The organism is Candidatus Eremiobacterota bacterium (assembly GCA_031082125.1).
GTDB lineage: Bacteria > Vulcanimicrobiota > CADAWZ01 > CADAWZ01 > Ess09-12 > Ess09-12.
Window position 1 is genome coordinate 293,742 of sequence record JAVHLM010000003.1, and the last position, 21,573, is coordinate 315,314.

Here is a 21,573-nt window from a genome sequence, read left to right on the forward strand (position 1 = left end):
TCAGCGGTATGCAGGGAAGAGATCATGGTCCGGCCACCTTGTGACACCTGCTGCAGCCTCGTGGAGCGCCAGATCAATCTCGCCGTACTCGACATAGTTTGAAAGAGCGCACTCATTGAAGAGGACGACCCATGAAAAACCGTCATGACGGCGCACAAGCAATGAGTAGGTCCCCGGGAGGAGGCCGGCATGCCAGTAATTGGCCTTCCCTGAAGACCCCACAGGCCTCACGAGCCAGCCGCACCCGTAATAATAGTCCGAGGGGCTGCCATCATCTTCAATCCAGGCGGGGGCTGGCGGCCGCCCGTACATGGCCTTCCTGAACTCGGCAGTGAAAAGCTCCCGGCATGACATTCCGTCAAGGGCAGAGGCAAACCTTGCCAGGTCTAAGACCGATGCAAGCCAGCCGCCATGGGAGTCCATGGCTTCAAGGCAGAAGCCTCCATAGGGACGGAGGACCACAGGCGGCGTCTTTCCGGGAAATACGCTGGACTCCTGTGTTGAATCACTCTCATAATAACATACCTCACCGGGAGCGCGCTCGCCGGGGAGGGTTTTGCCAAGGCGCATGCCCTTTATTCCCATAGGCTCAAGAAGGCTCTCTTTCACGTATTCTTCGTAGCCCTGGCCCGATAGCGCCTCAATCACCCTGCCCAGCACGCAGTACCCGAAGTTGGAATACGAGTAGCGGCTTCCCGGATCGAAATCAAGAGGTTTTTTGAGCATGTGGTCTATGATCTGCTCCTGGCGGGCAGGAGGCGTCATGCCATGCTCCTCGGCAATAGGGCGGGACTGGAACATGGGGTCGCCGCTCTCCCCGCTTTCCCAGCCCGCCGTGTGCTGGAGCAGATGGCGGAGGGTAATCTGCCTGAGCCTCGGGTCGGCAGGGTCCTTGACGGCAGGATATTTCTCACTGGAGAGGAGAGGGAAAGCGTGTGAATCAAGGCTCACCTTGCCGCCGCTTTTCTGGATGAGAGTAAAAAGGGCTGCTGCAGTGAAAGGCTTTGAGATGCTGGCAATGCGGAAAAGCGATGTTTCCTTTACAGGCTCCCCTTTCTTCCTGTCTGCCACGCCGTATCCCCGGGCATAGACAAGGCGGCCGTCCTTGACGACTGCCAGGGCGCCGCCGGGGATCTGGTGCTTTGTCATGTAGCGCTCCATGGTGCTGTCGAAGCTCCCGAATTCCTTGCCGGCACAGGCGGGGGCTCCCTGGAATACCATCATGAGAATAAACAGGGCGCGGCACAGTAGTTTCATTGAGCACCTCTCTCGAAAATGCATTATCCCGAGGTGGATTCACCTGGAGAGCTGTTTATTCCTTTTGAATCACAAAAGAGCCGGGGTACTTATGAAGAGCCCTGGAAAACCTCTCTCAGCTTTTCATAGAGCCCGGGAAAGCGCGTCATTTTCACTATTTTTCTCTCGGGCGAGATGAAGGTGTGCACCGATGTTCCTGAGGCAATGAGCTCATGGTCCTTTTTCGCTTCATAGGCCAGGGTAATTCGCGCATTGGTCATCCCTACGGGGACCGTCACGATGGTGAGCCAGTCTTCATACCGGGCCACCGATCTGAGCTGGCACGTGAAAAACACCACGGGAGCCCAGATTCCCCTTCTTTCGAACTCGGAATAAGAGAGGATGTGGCGCGCGAAGAAATCTGTCCTGCCGGCTTCAAAATATACCGGGTACACGGAATGATGGACCACACCCATCTGATCGGTTTCCACATAGCGGACCTGCAGCTTTATCTCTGACAGAAAGGGCATTTTCCTTGCTCCTTCTCTGAATGACAAAGAAGATATTCCTGAAAAAATGAGGGCCGCTATCTGCTTCCCGCGCCGCCCCTCTTCAGGGAAAAGAACTTCACCCCTGCCATGATGACTATCACCAGGCCGATGAGGGTGATGAGGCAGAATGGAATTATAAAGACGATATGGCGATGGTCCGAGAGGGTCGTCGTGCAGAAAACGGGCCAGGCACATATTCCTCCGATACCGAGAAGAAGAACCAGGCCGCCCTTTACCCCAAGAGTGATGCAATCCTTCACTTTCTTGATCTCCTGCTTCTCTTCGGTCCCCTTCTGAGTGACCTTCTCGCGGTGCTCAGCCTCCATCCGGGCGAAATCCCTCTGGGTGAGGGAACCGCGCTTCCTGCCTGAAGAAGAACGGCCTGGGCCTGAATCATTATTAAAGCTCACCTTTTCCTCCCGCCTGTGCTGTCCCCCGGTGGGGCAGCGTTATGATGCCTTATTATTTTATCATGTCAGGGGGAAAATGAGAAGACCTTCAGGCCTCTTGAAATTTCTATACATTGAGAGTAATATAAGAGAGTGGCTCGAAGAGACTTGAGCGGCAGGATACTACCGGTAGAAGGGGAGGAAAACCTCTATGGAGATAAGTTTTGACAGAACCGCACAAGGTCCGGCACAGAGAGCGACCACGGCTGCACCGGCGAATGGGCTTTCAGGGGGCTCTCTCCCGACCGATCAGGCAAAGGACACCTGGTCCGGATCTGCCACGCCGCAGAATACAGCCCCCCGGACCATGAAAAATATTTCCACCGCCAGCGCCTCCGAGGCCCTCTTCAAGGGAGAAGAGCAGGCCGTAAAGGTGCCATCCGAGGTCATGTGGAGCTTCCAGGCTCCTGCTGCTTCCAATGCGCCTCCCGTCACCGGCCCTCCGGGAAATGTCTATGTAAGAGCCGGATCGGACTTCCTCTATGCCGTTGATACCAAGGGAGCCGTCTTATGGAGCACAAAAGTGGAAGACACTTTCGGCAGGGAACCGGCTATTGACAGTAAGGGTAATGTTTACTTCTCCGACAGCTCATTCGGCACCATGAAGATTGCCTCGCATGATCCCCAGGGAGGAAAACGCTGGGAATACACCCAGCAGGTGACCGGCACGGGCTCCAAGACCGAGGAAGATGACCGCATACTGCTTGATGCCCCCTCAAACACCATGATCCTCTGCCTCAAGAACAGGCTCTTTGGCCTGGATATGAGCTCGGGAGCCTGCAACTGGACCTTCAGCCTCTCGGACTATGAATACGGGGAAGTCGGGCACCTCAGACAGGGGCCCGGCGGCAGCTATTATCTTGCCTCCAACGTGGATCACCAGATCCATATCCTTGATCCTAAGACAGGCAAGGAGACAGGGAAATTCAAAGGCACGCAGGATCCCCACTCTTACCTGGGGATGGCGGTGGGACAGGACGGCACGGTCTTCACCACCGAGGAGCTCGGCGACTGGAACAAACGGGCGGTCCGGGCCCAGAAGCCCGACGGAAGCACCTTGTGGCAGAGCAGGAGCGCCGAGTACGTGAGGGATCCTCTCGTGGGACCTGACGGCACCGTGTATATCCAGCGCAAGGAAGGCCGGGAGAAATACTGCCTCGACGCCCTCGAGCCCGCCACCGGCGAGCTGAAATGGTACAGGCCCATGCCGGGCGGGAACTGCGACGATCCGCTGCTGATGGCCGACGGCAGCCTCCTCATAAAGGCTGATGAGCCTGCCGATCCCGCCACAAAGCGGCCCTGGAAAAAGGGTTGGCACAGGGCCATGGAAGAAGATCCCGTCAGCAAAATATACTGCCTCAGCCCCGGCGGAACGGTGAAGTGGACCCTCGAGCCCGGGTTATGGCTCCACTCGAAGCTCACCCTCGACGAGAGCAAGGGTATCCTCTACGGCAGCGACAACACCGGAGGATGCCTCGGCATCAACATAAGCAAGCTTGATGAGACAGTGATGAAAATCCGCGAACAGTCTGTGCCCGACGACGGCAGCCCGCTCAAGATTGTCCTGGAAGAGGACTGCGTCGATATCGGAGGCATCCGCCTCCCCGTAGGCAGGGGATAGCGCCGGGGCAGGCGTCAGGCCTTTCCGGGATCTTCCTTCTTCTTCGGGAGCTTCAATCCATCTATCACGATGAACTCCTCATCCTGCTCCACCGTCTTCTGCTGCTCTACCGGCGCGGCCTCGGGATTCTTGGCGATCTTCTCCGCCTCGGCCTTCATGGTGAGGGCCGGTACATTCATGGCATAGAGCTTTCCGTTATTGCAGCCGAAATAGAAGTTGCCTTCCCCGTCGCAGGCGGGAGGGCAGTGAATATAGCTGTCGGCATGGTACTGCATCTGCTTGACGCCGGTCTGCTGGTCCAGGCAGAGGACCATGTTCCTGTCGGTCACCACATAGAGAAGGCCATTCTCGGCAGGCACTGGCTCTACACGGAGCTCGCCGCCGATGTAGAACTCCCACTTGTGCTGCCCCGACACGGGGTCCACGGCATAGAGGAGATTGTCGTTGTTCCCCACGTAAACGGTGCCGTCGGGACCTACCACCGGCGTGGGAAGGATCCAGTGGCCAGTAGGGAATTCCCATTTCCCCTCCCCTGTCGAAGGATCGATGGCGTGAAGGGTCTTGTCAATGCACCCCGCGTATACGGTACCATCGGGGCCTACGGCGGGAGAATTGCGGAGCATATCGCCGGTCTTGTATTTCCATTTCTCTTTGCCTGTTCCCGATTCAAGGGCGTACACGCAGCCGTCATGGCCTCCCCCGTACACTGTGCCGTCCTTCCCGAGCACGGGATCTGATTCAAAGTTCTGGGTGATGGGCGTCCGGGCCGTTATCTTCCGGTTTTTCAGGTCAATGGCGATAAGCCCGCCATCGCCGCGCATCGAAGCCCGGCCATCTTCATAGACGGTAATGGAGGCCGCTGAGGAACCTATGGGAAGTTTCCACTTGTCGTCACCCGTTGCAGGATCAAGGGCATGAAGGCATCCGTCATCTTCCACCAAGAGGAGGGAGCCGTCGGGGGCAAGAACGGCCGGAGGAGGGCCATCGCTTCCCATTTTCTTCTGCCATAGCTCCGATCCGGTCTTTGCGTCAAAGGCGTGGAGCGCCTTGTCAGGATAGCGGTCGCTTACGATAAGGGTGCTGCCGGCAAGCACGGGGGAGCCCATGACAGAAAGCTCCTTGGTCCACTTCACCTCGGCGGTCTTTTTTGTGCTGCCTGTCAGAAGAGCCCCGGCAGCCTTCTTTATATCCACGGGCGGGGCCGAGGAAGCGCTTTTCTGAAAAGCATCGCTTATGTTCGCAAAAGCCTGGGGCGATTCATTCCCAGCCGCCTGAGGCTGAGTACGGTCACCTGGTATCAACGATCCCCTGTCGCGTATCTCCATGATAAGTCCCCCCTTGCTCGAGTTCTGCCAATGGTTATGTGAATGGCAAGGTTATTATAGCTCCAAGGTCCACGCAAGAGTATTTCAAAAATGTTAACTCTTCGCCTTTTGAGGCCATTCCCTTGCATGGCGTCTGATTTTAAAGTATTATAGAGACAGTATCCTGCAAGGAGGGCAAGAGGGTGGATAATATCAAGAACATCATTACACAGGCGGGCGCTCAAAGCCTCAGGGGGGGCATGAAAGTGGCCAACGACGCGGCCCCTGTTGACACTTTTTCCCCATCGGGGAGCTCCGACAAGAGCTTTCTGGAGAAAATGAAGGACAAGCTCAAGGGCATCTTCTCCCATGACGACGATTCCCAGGCACAGCCCCAGAAAGAGCCCGGCGGCTGGTACTGCGCGCCCGGCGGGCAACCCGAGTGGCACCCCCAGTCCAATCCTCCGCCGCCCCAGAACGCCTATGGGCACTGGGCCATCGATACTGCCTGCGGAGCGGCTGACTGGTACTGGCAAAAAAACTTCGAGCCCGCCGAGGGGCCCACTTACGGCCCGGCATACAGGCTCCCGGGGAGCGATGCCGCCCCTGCGCCGCCGCCGGCACAAGAGCAGAAGCCCTGAGGCTTCACCTGTAAGCGCCTTGTTCAAGGAACCAGCCAAGCGGCTGGTTTTCTTCGTTCCTGAGCCTGAGATAGAAACCTATGACTTCCTGGACAAGGGCCCTGATTCTTATGCATTCGACTTCCACGCACGGGAAGGCATCACCGGCTATCACCAGGGAGCGGTGAAAACATGGCCCCCCGCAGAAAAGACGCGCCCAGCACGCCGAGCACCCGGGACGCTCCCCCACGGGAACCCTGTAAGGCGCGAGCAGCGATGAGGGGAGAGCGCTCCTCACGTTCCCCAGGGCGAAACGCCCGTCACCAAAAAAATGATGGCAGGCATATATGGTGCCGTCAGGCGATACGGCCAGGCTGTCTCCTCCCGCCCGGCACCGCAGGAATGCCGGTCTTCTGTGATGAAGATTCCTGACGAGGTCATAGACGGGGATGACATGGAGATAGATTCCCTGCTGCACTTTTTCGAGGAGCCACTCGAGAAGGCGCCGGTATTTTTCAGCAAACTGATGTTCAGGCGCCTCGCCGCCACCGCACGGTTCCCTGCCCCCGCCCATAATCCCCTCTCTTGAATAGAGCTCCACAAGGTCAATCACTGTGAAGCCCATGGCAGAGAGAGTGATGACGCGCTCCAGAGGATCGCTTTCACGGGTATTTATGGTGGTTGCCGCATAGCGCGCCTTCGGAGATATCGTGGAAAAAAAACCGGGCAGAAATCCCTTGATGGCCTGGAAGCTCCCCCGGCCGCCGGGAAAAACCCTGGAGCAATCGTGCTCCTCGGCAGTCCCATCGACGGTGAGCTTCAGGTGAATCTGCCTCCTGCGGCAGAACTCCGCCATCTTACCGGTGAGGAGCGTAGCGTTTGTTGTGGCAGAGATAAAGAGCTCCTTCCCTTTTTTTCTGAGCTTCTCACCCCACTTTGCCGCCTCGTCAAGGATTTCAGGGTGCAGGAGAGGCTCGCCGCCGATGAAGCAGAGCTCAACGTGAGGGAGAGCGGCACTGGCCTCCTCCAGAGATTCCACGCACCGATGAAAGGTCTTCACCGACATATCATTCTGCGCAAGGCCGGGAGAGTTTGCACTGAACCTGTTATAGCAATAGCGGCATACCAGGTTACACCTCATGGTGTTGGCAATGATGAGCCTTGCGAGGGGCACATGGCTCGGTATGCCCGGAAAATGAAGCTCCGTCAGCAGCCCCCTTTTCTCCAGAATAGCCAGGTTCGCAATGGTATCTTCACCGTATCCCTCAGGATAGGCGGAAAAGTCCACGGCCTGGACGTCGCCGCCGCATTGCTGAAGCTCCCTGAGAAACCTTCCGAAGTGCTCATCATGCTCGATGAGCGCCATGGAATGGGGAAAATAATAAAAGAACCCGCCCCGGGGCGACGGTCCTTCCTTCCAGGAGAGATTCCCTGTATCCATGCCTTCTCACTTTGCAGAGGGATGGCGCCGATAAGGCCATGCTTTTCATCATTCTGAGTGTGCTTTTAGAGCAGGCGCTCCCATTGCACGCCCTCCTTCTATATCCTCTCGAGCCAGATGAGGCTCTCCCTGCTCGGCTTTTTCTCCCTGGCCCTGTAGACATCGTCCTGCAATGCCTCGGCAAGGGTGATGAAACGCCACCCCTCTCCCTTGTACCAGGCGAGAATATCGCGGAGAAAGGCGCCGTTGATGACATTCATATGGATGAGGAGTATATGGGGTACCTCCCGCCCTGCCTTCTTTTTTGCCAGTGCCTCGGCATAGCGCGTCTTTTCCCTGACGAAGGCCAGGTAACGCGCCCCGACCTCTGATGCGCCCTTCTCGTCACCGGCCTTGAGCTTTTCATGATACTCGGCATCGAATTCCCAGTCCCTGGGAAAAATGGTGGCCGGTGCAATGACAAGGCCCCGGTCCCTGAGAAATTCATAGACCTGATCCCTTTTTTCAGCAGTGTCCCCGCGGTGGAGGTAAGGATAGCGGAAGAAATGTGCTCCCGATTCCCACGGGGCAATGAGAGCTTCACAGAGCTGGATATCTTTTCCGTACTCTCCGGCGCTCACCTCGTTGAGATCAAGGTGGTTGAAGGTATGGTTGCCGATGGTGTTCCCTCGCTCGATAAACTCCCCGAGCAGCGAGCGCTGGTAGTCTTTCCTTACCCTTCTCCCGGTGACGAAGCCTGTGACTTTGGCCTGAAAAGCATCAAGAGCATCCATGATCTTCCGGGAATAAGCCTCATCTTTGGCCTGATCATACCTTCCCTCATAGACCAGGGGAAGATCGTCGATGGTCACCGCAAGATCCTTTGCCCAGAGGCCCCCTGATGACAACAGAAAGAGCAAAAGCGCCATGATGACAAGAAAATACCGCATTCCCTCACCTGCCTGCCTGTAACACTTGAGGAGTACTTTGCCAGTCCGGCGGGAACTCCTCTCTCCGCCAGACTATATCAGCATATCGAACCGGTTGCTCCAGAAGACCATCAGGAAGCCCTGCAGCAAGGCAAGGCTCACCGTGAAAAGCGTATCTGTCTCGGGATCCCTGGAGAGCTTCGCAAAAAGCAGCGCAAGAGGAAATATCACCAGCATGTAGCGGAGCATGCTCAGAACCAGCACAAAACCGCCCGAGAGGGGTGCAAAAACGGCGATCATGGTGAGGAGCCAGTATGAAAAACCAATTTTTCTCCAGAAGATCGACACGAGCCCCACGACAGCCAGTACCATCATCACATTGAGCTCATATCTGGAATCACCACAAAAGCAGGCCTTGATGATGAGGAGGGGATTCATGAAACGGTTGCCCCATCCTGCCTCCTTGATATGAAAGTAAGCGAGGGCATCACCGGTGAGCCAGTAACAGTATGCCATGAACACGAAAAGGCCGAGGGGGAACAGGAGCAGAAAGAGCACATCCGCTCTCACCTTCCTGAGGCTGAAGCCTTTACGCTGCAGGTACTCGTAAAGCAGGGGGGCTGCAAAGAAGATCCCGACAGGGCGCGTAAGGGAGAGAAAAAAGCCGGAAATCCCGGCATAAAGCCATTTTTCTTTTCTGGAGAAGTAAAAGCACAGGACAAGGAGTAGAAGGAAGAGAGATTCGCTGAAGACTGCCGAGAAAATGAAGGCGGCGGGAAAGAGAAAGAGATATTTCACCGTACGCTTCGCAGTGTCCTCGTCAGCGTCAAGGCGCACCAACCGGTAGAGCACAAGGCAGGCGAGGATGAAGCAGAGATTGGAGACCACGAGCCCTGCGATAAAATAATCCTTGATAAAAAAGGCGGCGCACTTAATCAATAAAGGGTAAAGGGGGAAGAATCCGTAAGTGGCCTGGTTGAATGACTCAAGCGCCTGGCTCACTTCCGGTGAATAGCCGTACCGTGCTATCTTCACGTACCATGCGGTATCCCATGCTCCCCATGTATTGAGCCACGGATTGTCTATGTAAATCCATCCCCTGGTGAACAAAGGCCCTATGCAGTCCACTGACGCGCGCCCCACGATGGTGAGGATGACTCTGGTGAAAAGGAAAAGCAGCATGATAAAAGAAAGCTCCGGTGTCCAGAAGGAGACAAGGGCTTGCTTTGCGCTGCGGAAAAAGGCCTGAAGTGCTTTCATCACGCTCTCTGCTTCCCGGGCCATCCTTTTCGGTGAAAAGGGGAACCTTATTAAGTATATGGCAAGACCGCCCCCTTTCCCTTCTGAAAAGCACCGCGGGAGGTTCTTTACTCCGCAGCGGAGAAATGAAGGGGCAGATCCTTATGATAAAAGTAATCGGCATCCCTTACGACGGGAACTCATCGTTCATGAAGGGGGCGGCGCAGGCACCGCGGCTCATTCGGTCAATGGAAGCCTGCGGGTCGGCAAACACCTTCGCGGAGAGCGGCCAGGACATTGCCTCAGGAAAAGAGTTTGAGGACCTGGGAGACATCCCGCTGCCCGGGGAAAGCGCCGCGGAAATCTTTCAGGCAATCAGGCAGACCATGGCGGGCCACTTTGCACAGGGGCATAAAATAGTATGCCTGGGCGGAGATCACTCCATCACCTATCCCGTTATCGACGCCCTTACGGAACACTGTAAAGGCCTGAACATACTCCACCTTGACGCCCACCCTGATCTCTACGACCATTACGAAGACAATCCTTACTCCCATGCCTCGCCTTTCGCAAGGATAATGGAAAAGGGAAGGGTGAAATCCCTTACTTCCGCGGGGATCAGGACTTTTACGGCGCACCTGAGGGAGCAGGCGGCAAAATTCGGGGTCCTCTCCATAGAGATGAAAGACTTCCACCCCGGTTTCGTGAAAAGCCTTGAGGGACCTCTCTACCTCTCGCTGGACCTGGATGTCCTCGATCCCGCCTTCGCCCCGGGAGTCTCCCACCACGAGCCCGGTGGCCTCGCCACGAGGGAGCTCATAGGCATAATCCAGGCTCTGGAGGTTCCCCTTGTCGGCGCTGACATCGTGGAATTGAACCCTTCCCGCGATGTGAACCACGTGACGGCAATGACAGCCTACAAGCTGTTCAAGGAAATCGCGGCAAAAATGCTCCCCTGCTGACCCGTGAAGACCCCTGCGTCACCACGATGAAAGGCGCCTATCTCTTCTGCGACAGAAACCAGAAGAAGCGCTGGAAGACATCGTGCTTGAAGCGGAAGAGGGGAAAGAGGGACCGGCAGCGAAGGTGGAAGTCTCAGACGACTGGGTGATCATCGACAGCATGAAACTGCAAAGAAAAGAAGAGAAGCCTGCCGGCACTTAAAGAGGCTCCTCCCGGAACCATAAGGAATTCCAGTGATGATGAACACGCCTCGCACCTTTTTTCCCTTGCTCCTGCTGGCGGCAGTGACACTCCTTCTTCTGCCCTGCCCTGCCCGGGCAGAGGTGAACTCATCGCAGCCCTTCAAGGATGAGCTGATGGCTCATGGGCTTTATGACAGGATGGTAAGGGCATTCAGAACTGCCGGTTCTCTCTCTTACACCGTCGCTTTTCGCTGGGAAAGTGATGGCAGGGAGCTTTCCCGCGCCCGCTACAAGCTATGGATGAAAAAGCCCAATTTTGCCCGCATCGAGGGATATGATGCGGACGGCGCCCTGAAGAGCACCCTCGTGGGCGACGGAAAGTTCTTCTGGATTTTCTGGCCCGGGAAAAGACCCTGCTGGAGCTATGAAGATGAAGAGGCTTACCGTGCGACTTCCGAAAAAAGATACATGAAGACGCCTGCCCCCCAGGGGTGCCATTCACTTGGCCACTCCGTGGGGAAAATGGACTTCGGAATCCCCATCACCATATTGGATCCCAGCATCTTCCACGGGAGCAACGATTCCCTCCAGGCTCACATTGACGCCATGAGGCTCTGCGGCGAAGAGAAGGTACAGGGTGAAAAGTGCGCCCTCATCGAGGTGAGCTATCTTAAGGGCCAGAGGAGGCAGTTCTACTGGATTGCAAAAAGCACGTCGCTGCCGCTGAAAATCAAGCAGGTCATCTCTGTGAATAAAATCGTCACGATGAGCGAGGAGCTTTCAGAGATGAAGCTGAACGGCGAGATTCCCGGGGTGTCCTTCTCCTGGTCGCCTCCTGCAGGGTGGGAGGAATGGCAGGAGCCCTCTGTGGAAACGGGTCTCCTTAAAAAAGGAACTGCGGCGCCTGATTTCTCCTTCCCCCTCCTCACGGGCGGCACCTTCACCCTTTCCGAGCAGAAAGGGAAAACGGTATGGCTCATCTTCTGGCGCTATGGCTGACCGGAGTGCGCAGAAAAATTACCCCGCTTGGAAGCGGTGTACCAGAAATTCAAAGAAAAAGGCCTCCTCATAATAGGCTTCAATGTCACAGACGACAGGGAGATAGTCCTTAAAGCCCTGGCGGCGGCCAAGGTCACCTTCCCGAACATCCTTGACTTATCTGAAGCCGCCCACAAGGTGAATTTCGAGATCTACCAGAAACATGGCCGCGCCGCCGTCCCGCTGAGTTACCTCATTGACAGCCAGGGCATTATCATCGACGCGTGGTATGGCTTCAGTGAAGGCTTCCCCGAGGTGATGAAGGCAATGGATACTGAGCCTGACAAACCGATAAGATGACAGAAAAGAAGGGATAGGCCATGCTCGAAGATACTGATGGAACAAGCTTCCCTCCCCATTCCCGCCTGGTGGTCGTGGAGTTCACCGGGAGCGGCTCCCTCCAGGTGGAGCGGGAAAACCATGCATCGGAAGAAGTGCCGGTCTCCGATGTCCTCTCTCTTCATGGCGCCAGGATCCGCCGAGAATCAATGCGTTTCAGCCCGCAGAAAAAAGGCGGCACCATGATCGGGAAAATGACGCTGCTTGCCATGGGAGTGCCGGTCAATCCCCTCCCCGGCAAGCCCAGGGACACGACGACAAAATCCGAAGATATGCACTATGTGCTGGGGATGAGGGTAAGGAAAAGAGAGGATCTCTGGTTCCTCATGGCCACCTCCTTTAATTTCCGCAAGGCCCTCGGCGCAGACGCCGCTTTCTCCCTGGAGATGAACGTGCGGGCCTTCATCCAGAAGCTCGGCGACTTCTGCCCCGGTGCGCGGCGAGATCGCTTCTTTGAGGCGGCCCTCGCAAAAGCGGCGCTCCCGGAGCCCATTGACAGCCTCCTGGAATTTATAAAGGCTACCTATGGCTCCTGAGCATTGCCATTGACCGGGATCATTAAAAGGAGGCAGGCATATGAAGGGGGCGATGGACAAGGGGCAGAGCATGAAACAATTGAAGCAGCCTGTCTCCCCTCGGGGCGGGCTATGGGTGTTCCTTCTTCTGTCAGGTGTTTTTTTCTTCTGCGCTCATGAAACCGGAGCTCTGGAAGATCTTTCCCGCCGGGAAGTGAGAGAGACCATCATTGGCCGTCTTTACCCCACTGTCTGTGATTACCTGGCGATAAGCCCCAACCTGAGGCATTTTGCCTATGGCAGGAAACATAATGATACCCTTAAGGAATCACTGGTGTATGACGGGAAAGTGCTGGGGACCTATGACAGCATCACAAGCGAATGGCTCGTGTTCAGCCCCGACAGCAGAAGGCTTGCCTATGTGGCTGATTCATGCACCGTAGTCGATGGAAAGAAAAGTAAGCCCTATGGCAGGTACGATCCCTCCGCAATGAGATTCAGCCCCGACAGCAGAAGGTTTGCCTACGCGGTGGTGCATGCATGGAATATCTGGCGTGCCGTCATTGACGGGAAAGAGAGCCGGACCTATACCCGTGTTTCAGATTTCTGCTTCAGCCCCGACAGCAGGCGCCTCGCTTTTCAGGGTGGCCGCGCGGGGAAAGAATTCATCGTGCTTGATGGCCGGGACCTCAGGCGGTACCCCGGATCGAAGTGGCCCCGCTTCAGCCCCGACAGCAGGCGGTTCGCCTGCGTGGCGACGGACGGTGGAAAAGAATTCGTGGTCGTTGACGGCAGGGAGGGAAAACGTTACCATTCCATTGCCTTTGACATGGTCTTCAGCCCCGACAGCAGAACTTTCGCCTATGTGGCTTCCCGGGGGGAGAGTCGATGCGCAGTGAGAGGGGATAAAGAACTGAAGTGGTACGATTCAGTGGGTGAACTCTGCTTCAGTGCCGATAGCAAGAGATTTGCCTATATCGCATCAAAAGGGAATAAGCACCGTGCCGTCATCGATGGGAAAGAAGGCAGGGAATATGACAGGATCCTTACCGGCTACGGTGGCGGAATAAGATTCAGCCCCTGCTCGAAAAGAACGGCTTATGTTGTCGAAACAGACAGCCCGCCTTCAAAAAAACAGTTTGCAGTCATTGACGGGAATGAAGCGGGGAGCTATGATTCAGTGTCCATGCCGATCTTCAGCGCCGATGGGAAGAGAGCCGCTTACATCGCAAAGGAAAAGGGAAAAATGTTTATCGTTGACAATGGGATAGAGATGAAGCGCTACGATAAGGTCGAATCGCTGGTCCTGAGCCCTGATGCCTCCACGTTGATATATGTGGCCTCCCTTGGGGGAAAGCAGTTCCTCGTCGTGGAGAAGGAGGAAAGCAGGGCTTACGATTCCGTCTCCTGTCCCTCTTTCAGCCCCGGTGGCCTGATGAGAACCTGTATAGCATCGCGGGAGGGAAAGCAGTTTTTCGTCGTGAATGGAGATGAAGGAAAGCCTTATGGAAGAATCATCAATTTCCAGTTTGACTCCCCGACGAGCCTCCATTACCTGGTCGAGGAGGAAAGCCCCCCTGACGCCGGGTACGAGAGCACCTATATCATTGTGGAGGAAAAACTCCCTCTCCCGGGAGCCATCCACCCCTATTCTTCGGTGACCCGTGAAAAATCACCCCTGTCCTGCAGGAGGCTCACAGAATGGAGCTGCCTGTTGCTGCCGTGATGGCGGGAGGCTTCCAGCTCGGAAGGTACTTTGGAAGAAAGATTTAAAGGTGCTTTCCCCCGCACCGTGATGCCAGGAAATTGCTTACCGCCTCGCACCTCATATATTTTCATCCCCGATAATACCGCCCTCAGGAGCCATGAAAGCGGGGCCGCCCCGAAAGTGGCGGCAGTTTTATGAACCGAACCATCTATGGCTGTTTGCTCCTGCAGGTGAAAAGCGCTCATGTCCTGAATATTAATGGGGATGTGCAGAAATAGCGGGAGAGGCCATTTTTCCCTCCCGGAGGCTTTCTTTTCGAGAGTAACCACCCCTTTTGTGCAGTGCATAAGAACTTCATTTCAGGATAAAGATGAGCGCCTGTGCTCTTCACACTGGCTTGTTTTGCTGATGGCCAATTCGTACAGGGAGTGCGGCCCGCACATCCCTTCCTATCCCTACTGCACCCGCGCATTCCTGCCCAGCCGCTATCGCGCCCGCAGCCTTGAGGGCTCCCACCGCAATTGCACCCGCTGCAAATAGCCCGAAGGATATCATGCCTGCCGCACACAGGCCCACCGCGACCTTTCCTGTAGCCAGCACACCCACTGCGAAATCACCAGTCGCAATAATACCCACTCTGAGGCCATCTCCGCTGTTGATCACTGGGATGCCCTTTATACAGAGCTTATATTCCTTCTCGTTTTCACTCATAACAAGCCTCCAATAGAAAGAACAAGAATTGAGACACCGGCTTTCGCAGAAAATTATATAATAAATTCCTGGAAAAGTCCAAAAGTGGGCAAAAGAAGGTCCTGGGGCAGTCTGACCGGGTTGCTCAGCCATCACCAATCAGGCACAGCAATGAACTCCGTTTGTAAACCCGCAGGCAGAGTCAATGCAGGTGACAGGGCAGGTGAGCCGGCATTCTGGTGCGCTCATTCCATTGCAGCCTGTAAGTCTGTCGCGGTTTTTCTGATTTTTTTCTTATAAAATATGGGTATTATGGCTCTTTTTATCCCCATTACGGCAAAATTAATAATATGATGCATCTTTATAATACCCATTCCAGAAAGTTTCTTTATAATCTTCACATACTTCCAGGGGGTATAAAACCTCATGGTAATCTGATCCTTGATGTCTATCAAATCATTGACCTCGTATTTATCAGAAAAAATATACTTGATATCATCAATCTCTTTCACATGATAGTCGGGATAGTCATTGATGAGAGTATTCAACGGGGAATACTTATCGGTCATGAGAGTGAATGTTTCGATGGTATCAATTCTGGATTTTGCGGCAAACTGAGGAATGCGGAGCATTTCTTCCTTGGTTTCCGTAAAATAGCCCACCATGAAAAAACCGTGGACAAAGAATTTGTAACTGCTTATTGTGCGTAAAGCCTTTAATGCTTCGGCGGTATCAAATCCCTTGTTCATCAGTTTTAATACGCGGTCACTTGCCGATTCGATTCCAATGGTGAGAATTCTTATTCCCGCCTTATACATTTTCTCAAGAACATCGGGATGCTTGCCCACATCAAGGCGAACTGCAGCCATGAAATTTTTCTTCAGCCCTTTCTCAATGATGAGGTCACAGATTTTTTCGACACGCTTGACATTTGCGGCAAAGTTGTCATCGGTGATCAATATGACCGGGGCATCGATGGTCATTAATTCTTCCACGACAGATTCGGGAGATCTTCCCGTCCAGTTTCTTTTCTGCCCCAGCGGGTTATTATTGAAATTACAGAATTTGCAATGAAAAGGACACCCTCGGGAAGTTGAGATGAGATCGACGGTAATCCCGATTTCTTTATTGGTATAATCGTACCTGCGAAGTCCCCTGTTCACGATAATGCTGTTGTCAATTGCCTTCAGGTTCCGGTTCTCATTATGAACTACCGTGCCGTTTTTCCTGAATGAAATGCCATCAATGGCTTCAAAATTCTTTCCCTCTGCAATCTCCCTGATGCTCTCCTCTCCATCGCCTCTTACGATGCATGAAACCCTGGGATGCTGCTGAAAAATTTCTTCAACATAGGCAGTGGCTGTTCTGCCTCCCACGATGATGGTATTCTCTTCAGGCACCTGCTCGATGATTGCTGAAAGTGCGGGGAGCTCAAAGTCCCAGTTGATCGAGACTGCAACCATGGCGCCATTGCCTTTTTTTACCAGGGGAACAAAAGTCTCTTCATGCCTGAGGTCTACAATGGTGACGGGAATGCCGGCTTTCTCCAGGACTGTCCCGATGATTTCCAGCCCCAGCGGTGGATAGTAATGGTAGCTGGTTTTCGTTTTTCCCGCATGAGGGTAAATGAGCAAAGCACTTGTAAATTCCATAGCATTCTCACCTGATCAACTGATAAAGTATTGAAGCAGAGAGCATGTCCAGTCCATTACAGGATTACCATGATCGTGGGCGTGGCACCGGGGTAAAATTTGGAGGCTCATCCGTTTCTGCTCAAAGTGGTGAAATTATAGCATAAGTATCCTGGAAAGTCAAAAAGTGATAAAATATTAGAATATGGGGGACCGGTGAGGCCGAGCCTCATGAATTCACCGCGAGCGGGGGGTGACGCACCTCCCGGCCATGCCGTTATCGACGGTAAGACAGGGCATTTCAGTCTCACACGTAGAAAACGCACCTCTCCATGTTTCGAAAGCGCAGGGATTCTCCAAGCTCAATGGTGCACTGCTGGCTGCACGATGGGTAAAACATCTGCATTGACAGGATTACGGTAATAAATATTATCGTTACAGTCCTCACAGCGGATTCGGCCTGCCTGTGAAGGGGGGAGAAACCGCTATGCAGAAAGCTTCTGTCCCGTTACCTTGGTTTTCTTCTTAGGGGTCGGGACCTTATTCACTGGTTCTTCCTTCTTCAGAAAGGTATCCAGCTTATTGGTTATCATCATCGGAAGCTCGATGAACCTGTCAGCCTCGTACCACATCTTCCCGTTCCAAATATAATTGATACCATCCATTTCGCATGTAAATACTTGACTCATAATTTACTCTTCCTTTCTCTACGTCGAAAACGCCACTGATGTTATGACAGATCCTGCAGACAGCCTTTCGGAATCAGGGGAAACGAAGGGCATGAGGATAAATGATTAAGGCAGTTCCTCAGGTTAATGGAGCCTGCACTGAAAGTGGATAGGAAAAATAGTTTATCACTATCTCTATTATAGCAGAAATATGAAAGATAAGCAATTATCGGGGACAGCTTCCTGACTTTTTGGCCTGTCCCCGGGGTGGTGGTTGATTTTGGTTATGAGCTCCGGCTCGTGGAGCCACGGCGGAGCTTACCCTGCTCTTTGAGCATGGAAACCATTAATGGCGCTGGAGGTTGCCTCCTGAAGGATTCCATCCCTCTTCTCTTGAAGCTTACAGAGAATATGGGCAAAGGTCCTACGGCAAATAGTACGCAGCTTCTCTCCAGCACAGCATCTGCGCAGCAATACCGGTAAGAATGCGCTATCGGCCTTGGGCCTTTCAAAGAATGCCATCAGGACATTGAAGCATATAGGGGTCACTAAGGTGATTTTAAGGAGTATATGACAGAGGAGGAGTATCATGGAAGACAGCATGGTCGCCATAAGTCCCTGCACACTGGATCAGGCAATCAAGATAATTCATCTTCCCGCAAAAATTGATTCAAGCACCGCGGAAAAGGTTACTTCAGAGGCCATGGCCGCCTTTGAAGGGAATCCGGGAGGTATTCTTTTCAATTTGAAGGAGGTCACCTTCGTAAGCAGCGCGGGAATAAGGATGTTCATCATGGCTTACAAAAAGGCTAAAGCCGAGGGTATCAAGATAGCCATGATACATGTTCATCCCAATGTCTATAAAATCTTCAAAGTGGCAGCCCTCGACAGTGAATTCAATATCTGTGACAGCGAGGCCCAGGCGCTGAAAGAGGTCTGGCTCCTGCAGTCATGAGCTTATGTGAGAAATACAGAGAGAGGAAGGAGCATTTCCCATGGCAACAATGACAACAGAAACTGATGTGGCGCAGATCGTTGAAGAGATGGTCAGGCAATCAAAGGAAGCCTCGGCGGTCTTCACCCAGTACAGCCAGGAAGATGTGGATCGGATCGTCTACGCCGCCGCCAGGGCCGGCGCCCATCACCGTATCGAGCTTGCCAGGATGGCTGTCGAAGAGACAGGAATGGGGGTCTTTGAAGACAAGGTCATCAAGAATCTCTTTGCAACAGAAAATGTGTACCATGATATAAGGGATATCAAGACAGTGGGGTTAATTCATGACTGTGCTGAGACGGGGATCATGGAGTTTGCCGAGCCCCTGGGAGTTATTCTGGCGATCACGCCCGTCACCAACCCCACGTCAACCTGCATGTTCAAGATACTTCTCGCTCTCAAGACGCGGAACACCATAATCATCTCGCCTGCCAGAAATGCCATGAAGTGCACCAACGAGGCGGCGCGTATTCTCTACGAGGCCGCACTCGAGGCCGGTGCCCCCGATTATTGCGTCCGCTGGGTCGAGAATCCTTCCAGGGAGGTAACGCACGCCCTTATGAGCCACCCGGATGTCGCAGTTGTTCTGGCTACTGGAGGCACGGGGCTCGTCCATGCAGCTTACGGCTCGGGAAAGCCTGCAATCGGTGTCGGGCCTGGAAATGTTCCGGTGTTCATTGAGAAAACTGCCGATCTCGATCAGGCCATCAATGACATAGTGCTCAGCAAGACTTTCGATAACGGGATGATATGCGCCTCGGAGCAGTCGCTCATTGTCGAAGCTTCGATTAAGGATAAGGTCGAAGAGAAATTGCGCGCCATGGGAGCCTATTTCCTCTCCCGCGAGGAGACTGAGAAGCTTCAGAATATAGTCATCGATCCCCAGAAAATGACCATGAATCCCAAGGTGGTTGGCCAGAAGGCAGCGCATATTGCCGAAATGGCGGGAATCAAAGTCCCCCAGGATACGCGGCTACTCATCGCCCCTCTTGACGGCGTAGGGGATGGGTATCCCCTTTCGCGGGAAAAGCTCTGCCCCCTCCTTGGCTTCTATACTGTCCAGAGCCTTGATGAAGGCGTCAACCTCTGCACCGATCTCACCCATCTCGGCGGGCTCGGCCACACGGCCTCAATTTTCTCCAAGGATCCCGAGGCGATAAGGGAATTCGGCGAGACAATCAATGCAGGGAGGGTCATCGTGAACGCCCCTTCATCCCATGGAGGCATCGGCGACATCTACAACTGCCTCCATCCCTCCCTTACCCTCGGCTGCGGCGCAGGCGGCCGGAATATCACGACTGACAACGTGACGGTGACTCACCTGCTCAATATCAAAAGAATATCAAAGAGGATGGCGAAGATGAGATGGTTCCGTGTTCCTTCCCGAATCTATTTTGAGCCCCACTCCATGGATATGTTCCTGAAACAGGAGGCAAAAGAGCTGGGATGCCACCGCGCATTCATTGTCTGCACTGGCTCTGGCATAAGGCAGGGAGCTGTGGGCCGCCTGGAGCAGGGCCTGCTGGAAGCGGGCATCACGTCAACGATATTCTCCGATATCGCGCCTGATCCCACCCTCGAGATGATTGAGGCCGGCTACAGGGCCATGGAGAGGGCAAAGCCCGATCTCATCGTCGCCATCGGCGGCGGCTCGCCTCTTGACGCGGCGAAGGCAATGTGGTTCTTTTATGAGCAGCCCGACTTTTCTTTTAATGACCTCAAGCTTTACTTCATGGACATCAGGAAGCGGATCGTGAAGTTCCCTTCCCTTGGCAGGAAGGCAAAACTCATTGCCATTCCCACGACGAGCGGCACCGGGAGCGAGGTAACGGCCTTCACCGTCGTCACCGACAGCACGACGCATAAAAAATATCCCATTGCCGATTATTCCCTCACGCCCGATATCGCCATCATTGATCCCACCCTTGTCATGACTGTTCCTGCCGAAACCACCGCAGATACGGGTTTAGATGCGCTCTCCCATGCGCTTGAATGCTACGTCTCGATTATCGCCTCCGATTTCACCGATCCTCTTGCCCTGAAGGCCATTCAGCTCATCTTCAAGTATCTCCCCGATGCGATGAAGAACGGGAAAGATGCCAGGGCAAGGGAGAAACTGCACAATGCATCGACAATTGCCGGCATGGCCTTTGCGAATGCATTCCTGGGAATCAACCACTCGCTTGCCCATATCCTCGGTGCCACTTTCCACATCTCCCATGGGCGCGCCAACGCCTTTGTCATGATCCCTGTCCTGCGCTACAATGCCGAAAAGCCCCACAAGCTCCAGGCGTACCCTAATTATGAAAGTCCCAAGTCGAAGGAGCGCTATGGGGAGATCGCCCATGCGCTCAATCTCTCTTTCAAGACCCCTGAAGAGGGGGTGGAGAGTCTCGTCAATGCCATCAAGGAGCTGAAGAAGCAGGTCGGCATTCCCGCCTCACTGAAGGAAGCCGGCATCGCCAAGGCAGATTTCGACAAGCAGATCGACAGGATGGCGGAACTGGCCTTTGAGGACCAGTGCACGGTGTCAAACCCGAGCTATCCCCTCGTGGAGGATCTGAAACAGATGCTCAGGGATACCTACGACGGCGTCTGAGGGAGGGGCATCACCGGGCTTCTTGGTCAGATCATGCAGTGAGGGTATCACATGCCGGGATTATATCCGGCATGGCCTGCAGCCACCTGCTCTCTCTTTGTACCTCTTCATGGCGGGATTTTTTACAAAAATGTTACAATAAGGCAACATGTATCTGCTTTTATAATGAATTGTTAACATGAATACCATTAATCATGGGAAAATATCCGTTATATTATAATTAGAAGACTATGGGAGATGGTGGTATGTGGGGAGAAAATCTTGTGGCGTCGATACAGGATGTGATACGGACAAACCCTTTCCTGTCCTATATTGCGTACCCCCAGGGGACCTCTGACACGAGGCGCAGAGCGGAGCCTGAGGCAGAGAAAAAGGAAGAGCTTCTCCTTTCCCGGGAAGCTCTCGAGATCGTTCCCATGGAAGAAGAGGAGGCTGACGAGAGATTTCATGACGGAGAGGCAGAGCGTGGAAAAAGTGATGAAGAGCGCCTCGAGGAGATTGACCGCCATGTCACGGAGCTCCTGACCCTCCTTCTTATGAACCAGGAATACGCGGTAATCGTGCTCGAGAATTTCAACAGGACGCGGGACCTCTTTCTTCAGAATCAGCGTCCCGATGCAGAAGCTTCGGAATCAAGGCCCTCATTGAAAGTCCTTAAGCACCTCTCCTTTGAGGAGCGGCTTCCCGCACAATTTCGCCAGGCCTTTCTCAATCTATTTCTCGAATACCAGGCTCTCAGCCGTTACACAAGCCGGTAACGCCACAACAACCCCATGGAATTTTCTATGGAGTATGCTCCCTGACACATTCAGTGCCACTGATTCTTTGGCAGGAGTCTTGAAGGCGATATCGCGGGTGTCCCGCCATACAGAGTGGT

The 21,573-nt window shown here is 54.0% G+C and carries 19 protein-coding genes and 1 pseudogene; 10 read left to right on the plus strand and 10 right to left on the minus strand.

The window, feature by feature from the left end:
* The 3 genes from RDV48_05420 to RDV48_05430 form a co-directional block, all read right to left on the minus strand.
* Positions 1-1,257 (minus strand): serine hydrolase domain-containing protein, encoded by a 1,257-nt coding sequence (locus tag RDV48_05420; protein ID MDQ7822217.1) that lies wholly within the window; start codon positions 1,255-1,257, stop codon positions 1-3.
* A gap of 89 nt (positions 1,258-1,346) precedes the next feature.
* Positions 1,347-1,766, minus strand: coding sequence for a thioesterase family protein (locus RDV48_05425; GenBank protein MDQ7822218.1), 420 nt, complete (start codon positions 1,764-1,766; stop codon positions 1,347-1,349).
* 56 nt (positions 1,767-1,822) lie between these two features.
* Entirely contained in the window at positions 1,823-2,197 is a 375-nt protein-coding gene (locus tag RDV48_05430) for a hypothetical protein (GenBank protein ID MDQ7822219.1), read from the minus strand.
* Between the two features lie 190 nt (positions 2,198-2,387).
* On the opposite strand from RDV48_05430, the gene RDV48_05435 reads away from it, so the two are divergent.
* Positions 2,388-3,857, plus strand: coding sequence for a PQQ-binding-like beta-propeller repeat protein (locus tag RDV48_05435; protein ID MDQ7822220.1), 1,470 nt, complete (start codon positions 2,388-2,390; stop codon positions 3,855-3,857).
* 14 nt (positions 3,858-3,871) lie between these two features.
* Here the strand turns inward: RDV48_05435 and RDV48_05440 are convergent, their stop codons facing one another.
* Complete coding sequence (locus RDV48_05440) at positions 3,872-5,182, minus strand: PQQ-binding-like beta-propeller repeat protein (protein ID MDQ7822221.1); 1,311 nt, start codon at positions 5,180-5,182, stop codon at positions 3,872-3,874.
* A 182-nt stretch (positions 5,183-5,364) separates the two neighbouring features.
* Here RDV48_05440 and RDV48_05445 point away from each other — a divergent pair, with 182 nt between their 5' ends.
* A complete protein-coding gene (locus tag RDV48_05445) occupies positions 5,365-5,802 on the plus strand; it encodes a hypothetical protein (protein ID MDQ7822222.1) in 438 nt (145 codons plus the stop codon).
* 4 nt (positions 5,803-5,806) lie between these two features.
* Here the strand turns inward: RDV48_05445 and RDV48_05450 are convergent, their stop codons facing one another.
* The 3 genes from RDV48_05450 to RDV48_05460 form a co-directional block, all read right to left on the minus strand.
* Positions 5,807-7,222 (minus strand): radical SAM protein, encoded by a 1,416-nt coding sequence (locus RDV48_05450; protein ID MDQ7822223.1) that lies wholly within the window; start codon positions 7,220-7,222, stop codon positions 5,807-5,809.
* Between the two features lie 98 nt (positions 7,223-7,320).
* Positions 7,321-8,151, minus strand: a complete 831-nt coding sequence (locus RDV48_05455) for a polysaccharide deacetylase family protein (protein ID MDQ7822224.1) — start codon at positions 8,149-8,151, stop codon at positions 7,321-7,323.
* A 72-nt stretch (positions 8,152-8,223) separates the two neighbouring features.
* Positions 8,224-9,390, minus strand: coding sequence for a hypothetical protein (locus RDV48_05460; GenBank protein ID MDQ7822225.1), 1,167 nt, complete (start codon positions 9,388-9,390; stop codon positions 8,224-8,226).
* Between the two features lie 143 nt (positions 9,391-9,533).
* Between RDV48_05460 and speB the strand changes: the two genes are divergently transcribed.
* From speB to RDV48_05485, 5 genes and pseudogenes are all read left to right on the plus strand, one after another.
* Positions 9,534-10,331, plus strand: a complete 798-nt coding sequence (gene speB, locus RDV48_05465; protein ID MDQ7822226.1) for an agmatinase — start codon at positions 9,534-9,536, stop codon at positions 10,329-10,331.
* A 237-nt stretch (positions 10,332-10,568) separates the two neighbouring features.
* Positions 10,569-11,513 (plus strand): DUF2092 domain-containing protein, encoded by a 945-nt coding sequence (locus RDV48_05470; GenBank protein MDQ7822227.1) that lies wholly within the window; start codon positions 10,569-10,571, stop codon positions 11,511-11,513.
* Positions 11,514-11,525: 12 nt separating this feature from the next.
* Positions 11,526-11,852 (plus strand): annotated as a pseudogene (locus RDV48_05475) (TlpA disulfide reductase family protein).
* Positions 11,853-11,872: 20 nt separating this feature from the next.
* On the plus strand, positions 11,873-12,427 hold the full coding sequence (locus RDV48_05480; GenBank protein ID MDQ7822228.1) for a hypothetical protein: 555 nt from the start codon (positions 11,873-11,875) through the stop codon (positions 12,425-12,427).
* Between the two features lie 40 nt (positions 12,428-12,467).
* On the plus strand, positions 12,468-14,132 hold the full coding sequence (locus RDV48_05485) for a WD40 repeat domain-containing protein (protein ID MDQ7822229.1): 1,665 nt from the start codon (positions 12,468-12,470) through the stop codon (positions 14,130-14,132).
* A 369-nt stretch (positions 14,133-14,501) separates the two neighbouring features.
* On the opposite strand, the gene RDV48_05490 is transcribed toward RDV48_05485, so the two are convergent.
* From RDV48_05490 to RDV48_05500, 3 genes are all read right to left on the minus strand, one after another.
* Positions 14,502-14,825 (minus strand): hypothetical protein, encoded by a 324-nt coding sequence (locus RDV48_05490; GenBank protein ID MDQ7822230.1) that lies wholly within the window; start codon positions 14,823-14,825, stop codon positions 14,502-14,504.
* A gap of 224 nt (positions 14,826-15,049) precedes the next feature.
* The gene (locus tag RDV48_05495) at positions 15,050-16,456 is read right to left on the minus strand and encodes a radical SAM protein (protein MDQ7822231.1); all 1,407 of its coding nucleotides are present in this window, start codon (positions 16,454-16,456) and stop codon (positions 15,050-15,052) included.
* Between the two features lie 464 nt (positions 16,457-16,920).
* Positions 16,921-17,124: a hypothetical protein gene (locus RDV48_05500; protein MDQ7822232.1), complete on the minus strand. Its 204-nt coding sequence runs from the start codon at positions 17,122-17,124 to the stop codon at positions 16,921-16,923.
* A gap of 568 nt (positions 17,125-17,692) precedes the next feature.
* Here RDV48_05500 and RDV48_05505 point away from each other — a divergent pair.
* The 3 genes from RDV48_05505 (at position 17,693) to RDV48_05515 (ending at position 21,454) form a co-directional block, all read left to right on the plus strand.
* Positions 17,693-18,058 carry an STAS domain-containing protein gene (locus RDV48_05505; GenBank protein MDQ7822233.1) on the plus strand — a complete coding sequence of 122 codons (366 nt, stop codon included), beginning with the start codon at positions 17,693-17,695 and terminating at the stop codon, positions 18,056-18,058.
* Between the two features lie 40 nt (positions 18,059-18,098).
* Complete coding sequence (gene adhE / locus RDV48_05510; protein ID MDQ7822234.1) at positions 18,099-20,696, plus strand: bifunctional acetaldehyde-CoA/alcohol dehydrogenase; 2,598 nt, start codon at positions 18,099-18,101, stop codon at positions 20,694-20,696.
* Between the two features lie 245 nt (positions 20,697-20,941).
* Positions 20,942-21,454: a hypothetical protein gene (locus RDV48_05515; GenBank protein MDQ7822235.1), complete on the plus strand. Its 513-nt coding sequence runs from the start codon at positions 20,942-20,944 to the stop codon at positions 21,452-21,454.
* Positions 21,455-21,573: the final 119 nt, after the last annotated feature.

What these genes read in the sequence shown, in the direction of transcription:
- RDV48_05420 (MDQ7822217.1), bottom strand. Translation starts at nt 1,257, where the DNA reads ATGAAACTACTGTGCCGCGCCCTGTTTATTCTCATGATGGTATTCCAG.
- RDV48_05425 (MDQ7822218.1), bottom strand. Translation starts at nt 1,766, where the DNA reads ATGCCCTTTCTGTCAGAGATAAAGCTGCAGGTCCGCTATGTGGAAACC.
- RDV48_05435 (MDQ7822220.1), top strand. Translation starts at nt 2,388, where the DNA reads ATGGAGATAAGTTTTGACAGAACCGCACAAGGTCCGGCACAGAGAGCG.
- RDV48_05440 (MDQ7822221.1), bottom strand. Translation starts at nt 5,182, where the DNA reads ATGGAGATACGCGACAGGGGATCGTTGATACCAGGTGACCGTACTCAG.
- RDV48_05450 (MDQ7822223.1), bottom strand. Translation starts at nt 7,222, where the DNA reads ATGGATACAGGGAATCTCTCCTGGAAGGAAGGACCGTCGCCCCGGGGC.
- RDV48_05455 (MDQ7822224.1), bottom strand. Translation starts at nt 8,151, where the DNA reads ATGCGGTATTTTCTTGTCATCATGGCGCTTTTGCTCTTTCTGTTGTCA.
- RDV48_05460 (MDQ7822225.1), bottom strand. Translation starts at nt 9,390, where the DNA reads ATGAAAGCACTTCAGGCCTTTTTCCGCAGCGCAAAGCAAGCCCTTGTC.
- speB (MDQ7822226.1), top strand. Translation starts at nt 9,534, where the DNA reads ATGATAAAAGTAATCGGCATCCCTTACGACGGGAACTCATCGTTCATG.
- RDV48_05470 (MDQ7822227.1), top strand. Translation starts at nt 10,569, where the DNA reads ATGATGAACACGCCTCGCACCTTTTTTCCCTTGCTCCTGCTGGCGGCA.
- RDV48_05480 (MDQ7822228.1), top strand. Translation starts at nt 11,873, where the DNA reads ATGCTCGAAGATACTGATGGAACAAGCTTCCCTCCCCATTCCCGCCTG.
- RDV48_05485 (MDQ7822229.1), top strand. Translation starts at nt 12,468, where the DNA reads ATGAAGGGGGCGATGGACAAGGGGCAGAGCATGAAACAATTGAAGCAG.
- RDV48_05490 (MDQ7822230.1), bottom strand. Translation starts at nt 14,825, where the DNA reads ATGAGTGAAAACGAGAAGGAATATAAGCTCTGTATAAAGGGCATCCCA.
- RDV48_05495 (MDQ7822231.1), bottom strand. Translation starts at nt 16,456, where the DNA reads ATGGAATTTACAAGTGCTTTGCTCATTTACCCTCATGCGGGAAAAACG.
- RDV48_05500 (MDQ7822232.1), bottom strand. Translation starts at nt 17,124, where the DNA reads ATGAGTCAAGTATTTACATGCGAAATGGATGGTATCAATTATATTTGG.
- RDV48_05505 (MDQ7822233.1), top strand. Translation starts at nt 17,693, where the DNA reads ATGGAAGACAGCATGGTCGCCATAAGTCCCTGCACACTGGATCAGGCA.
- adhE (MDQ7822234.1), top strand. Translation starts at nt 18,099, where the DNA reads ATGGCAACAATGACAACAGAAACTGATGTGGCGCAGATCGTTGAAGAG.
- RDV48_05515 (MDQ7822235.1), top strand. Translation starts at nt 20,942, where the DNA reads ATGTGGGGAGAAAATCTTGTGGCGTCGATACAGGATGTGATACGGACA.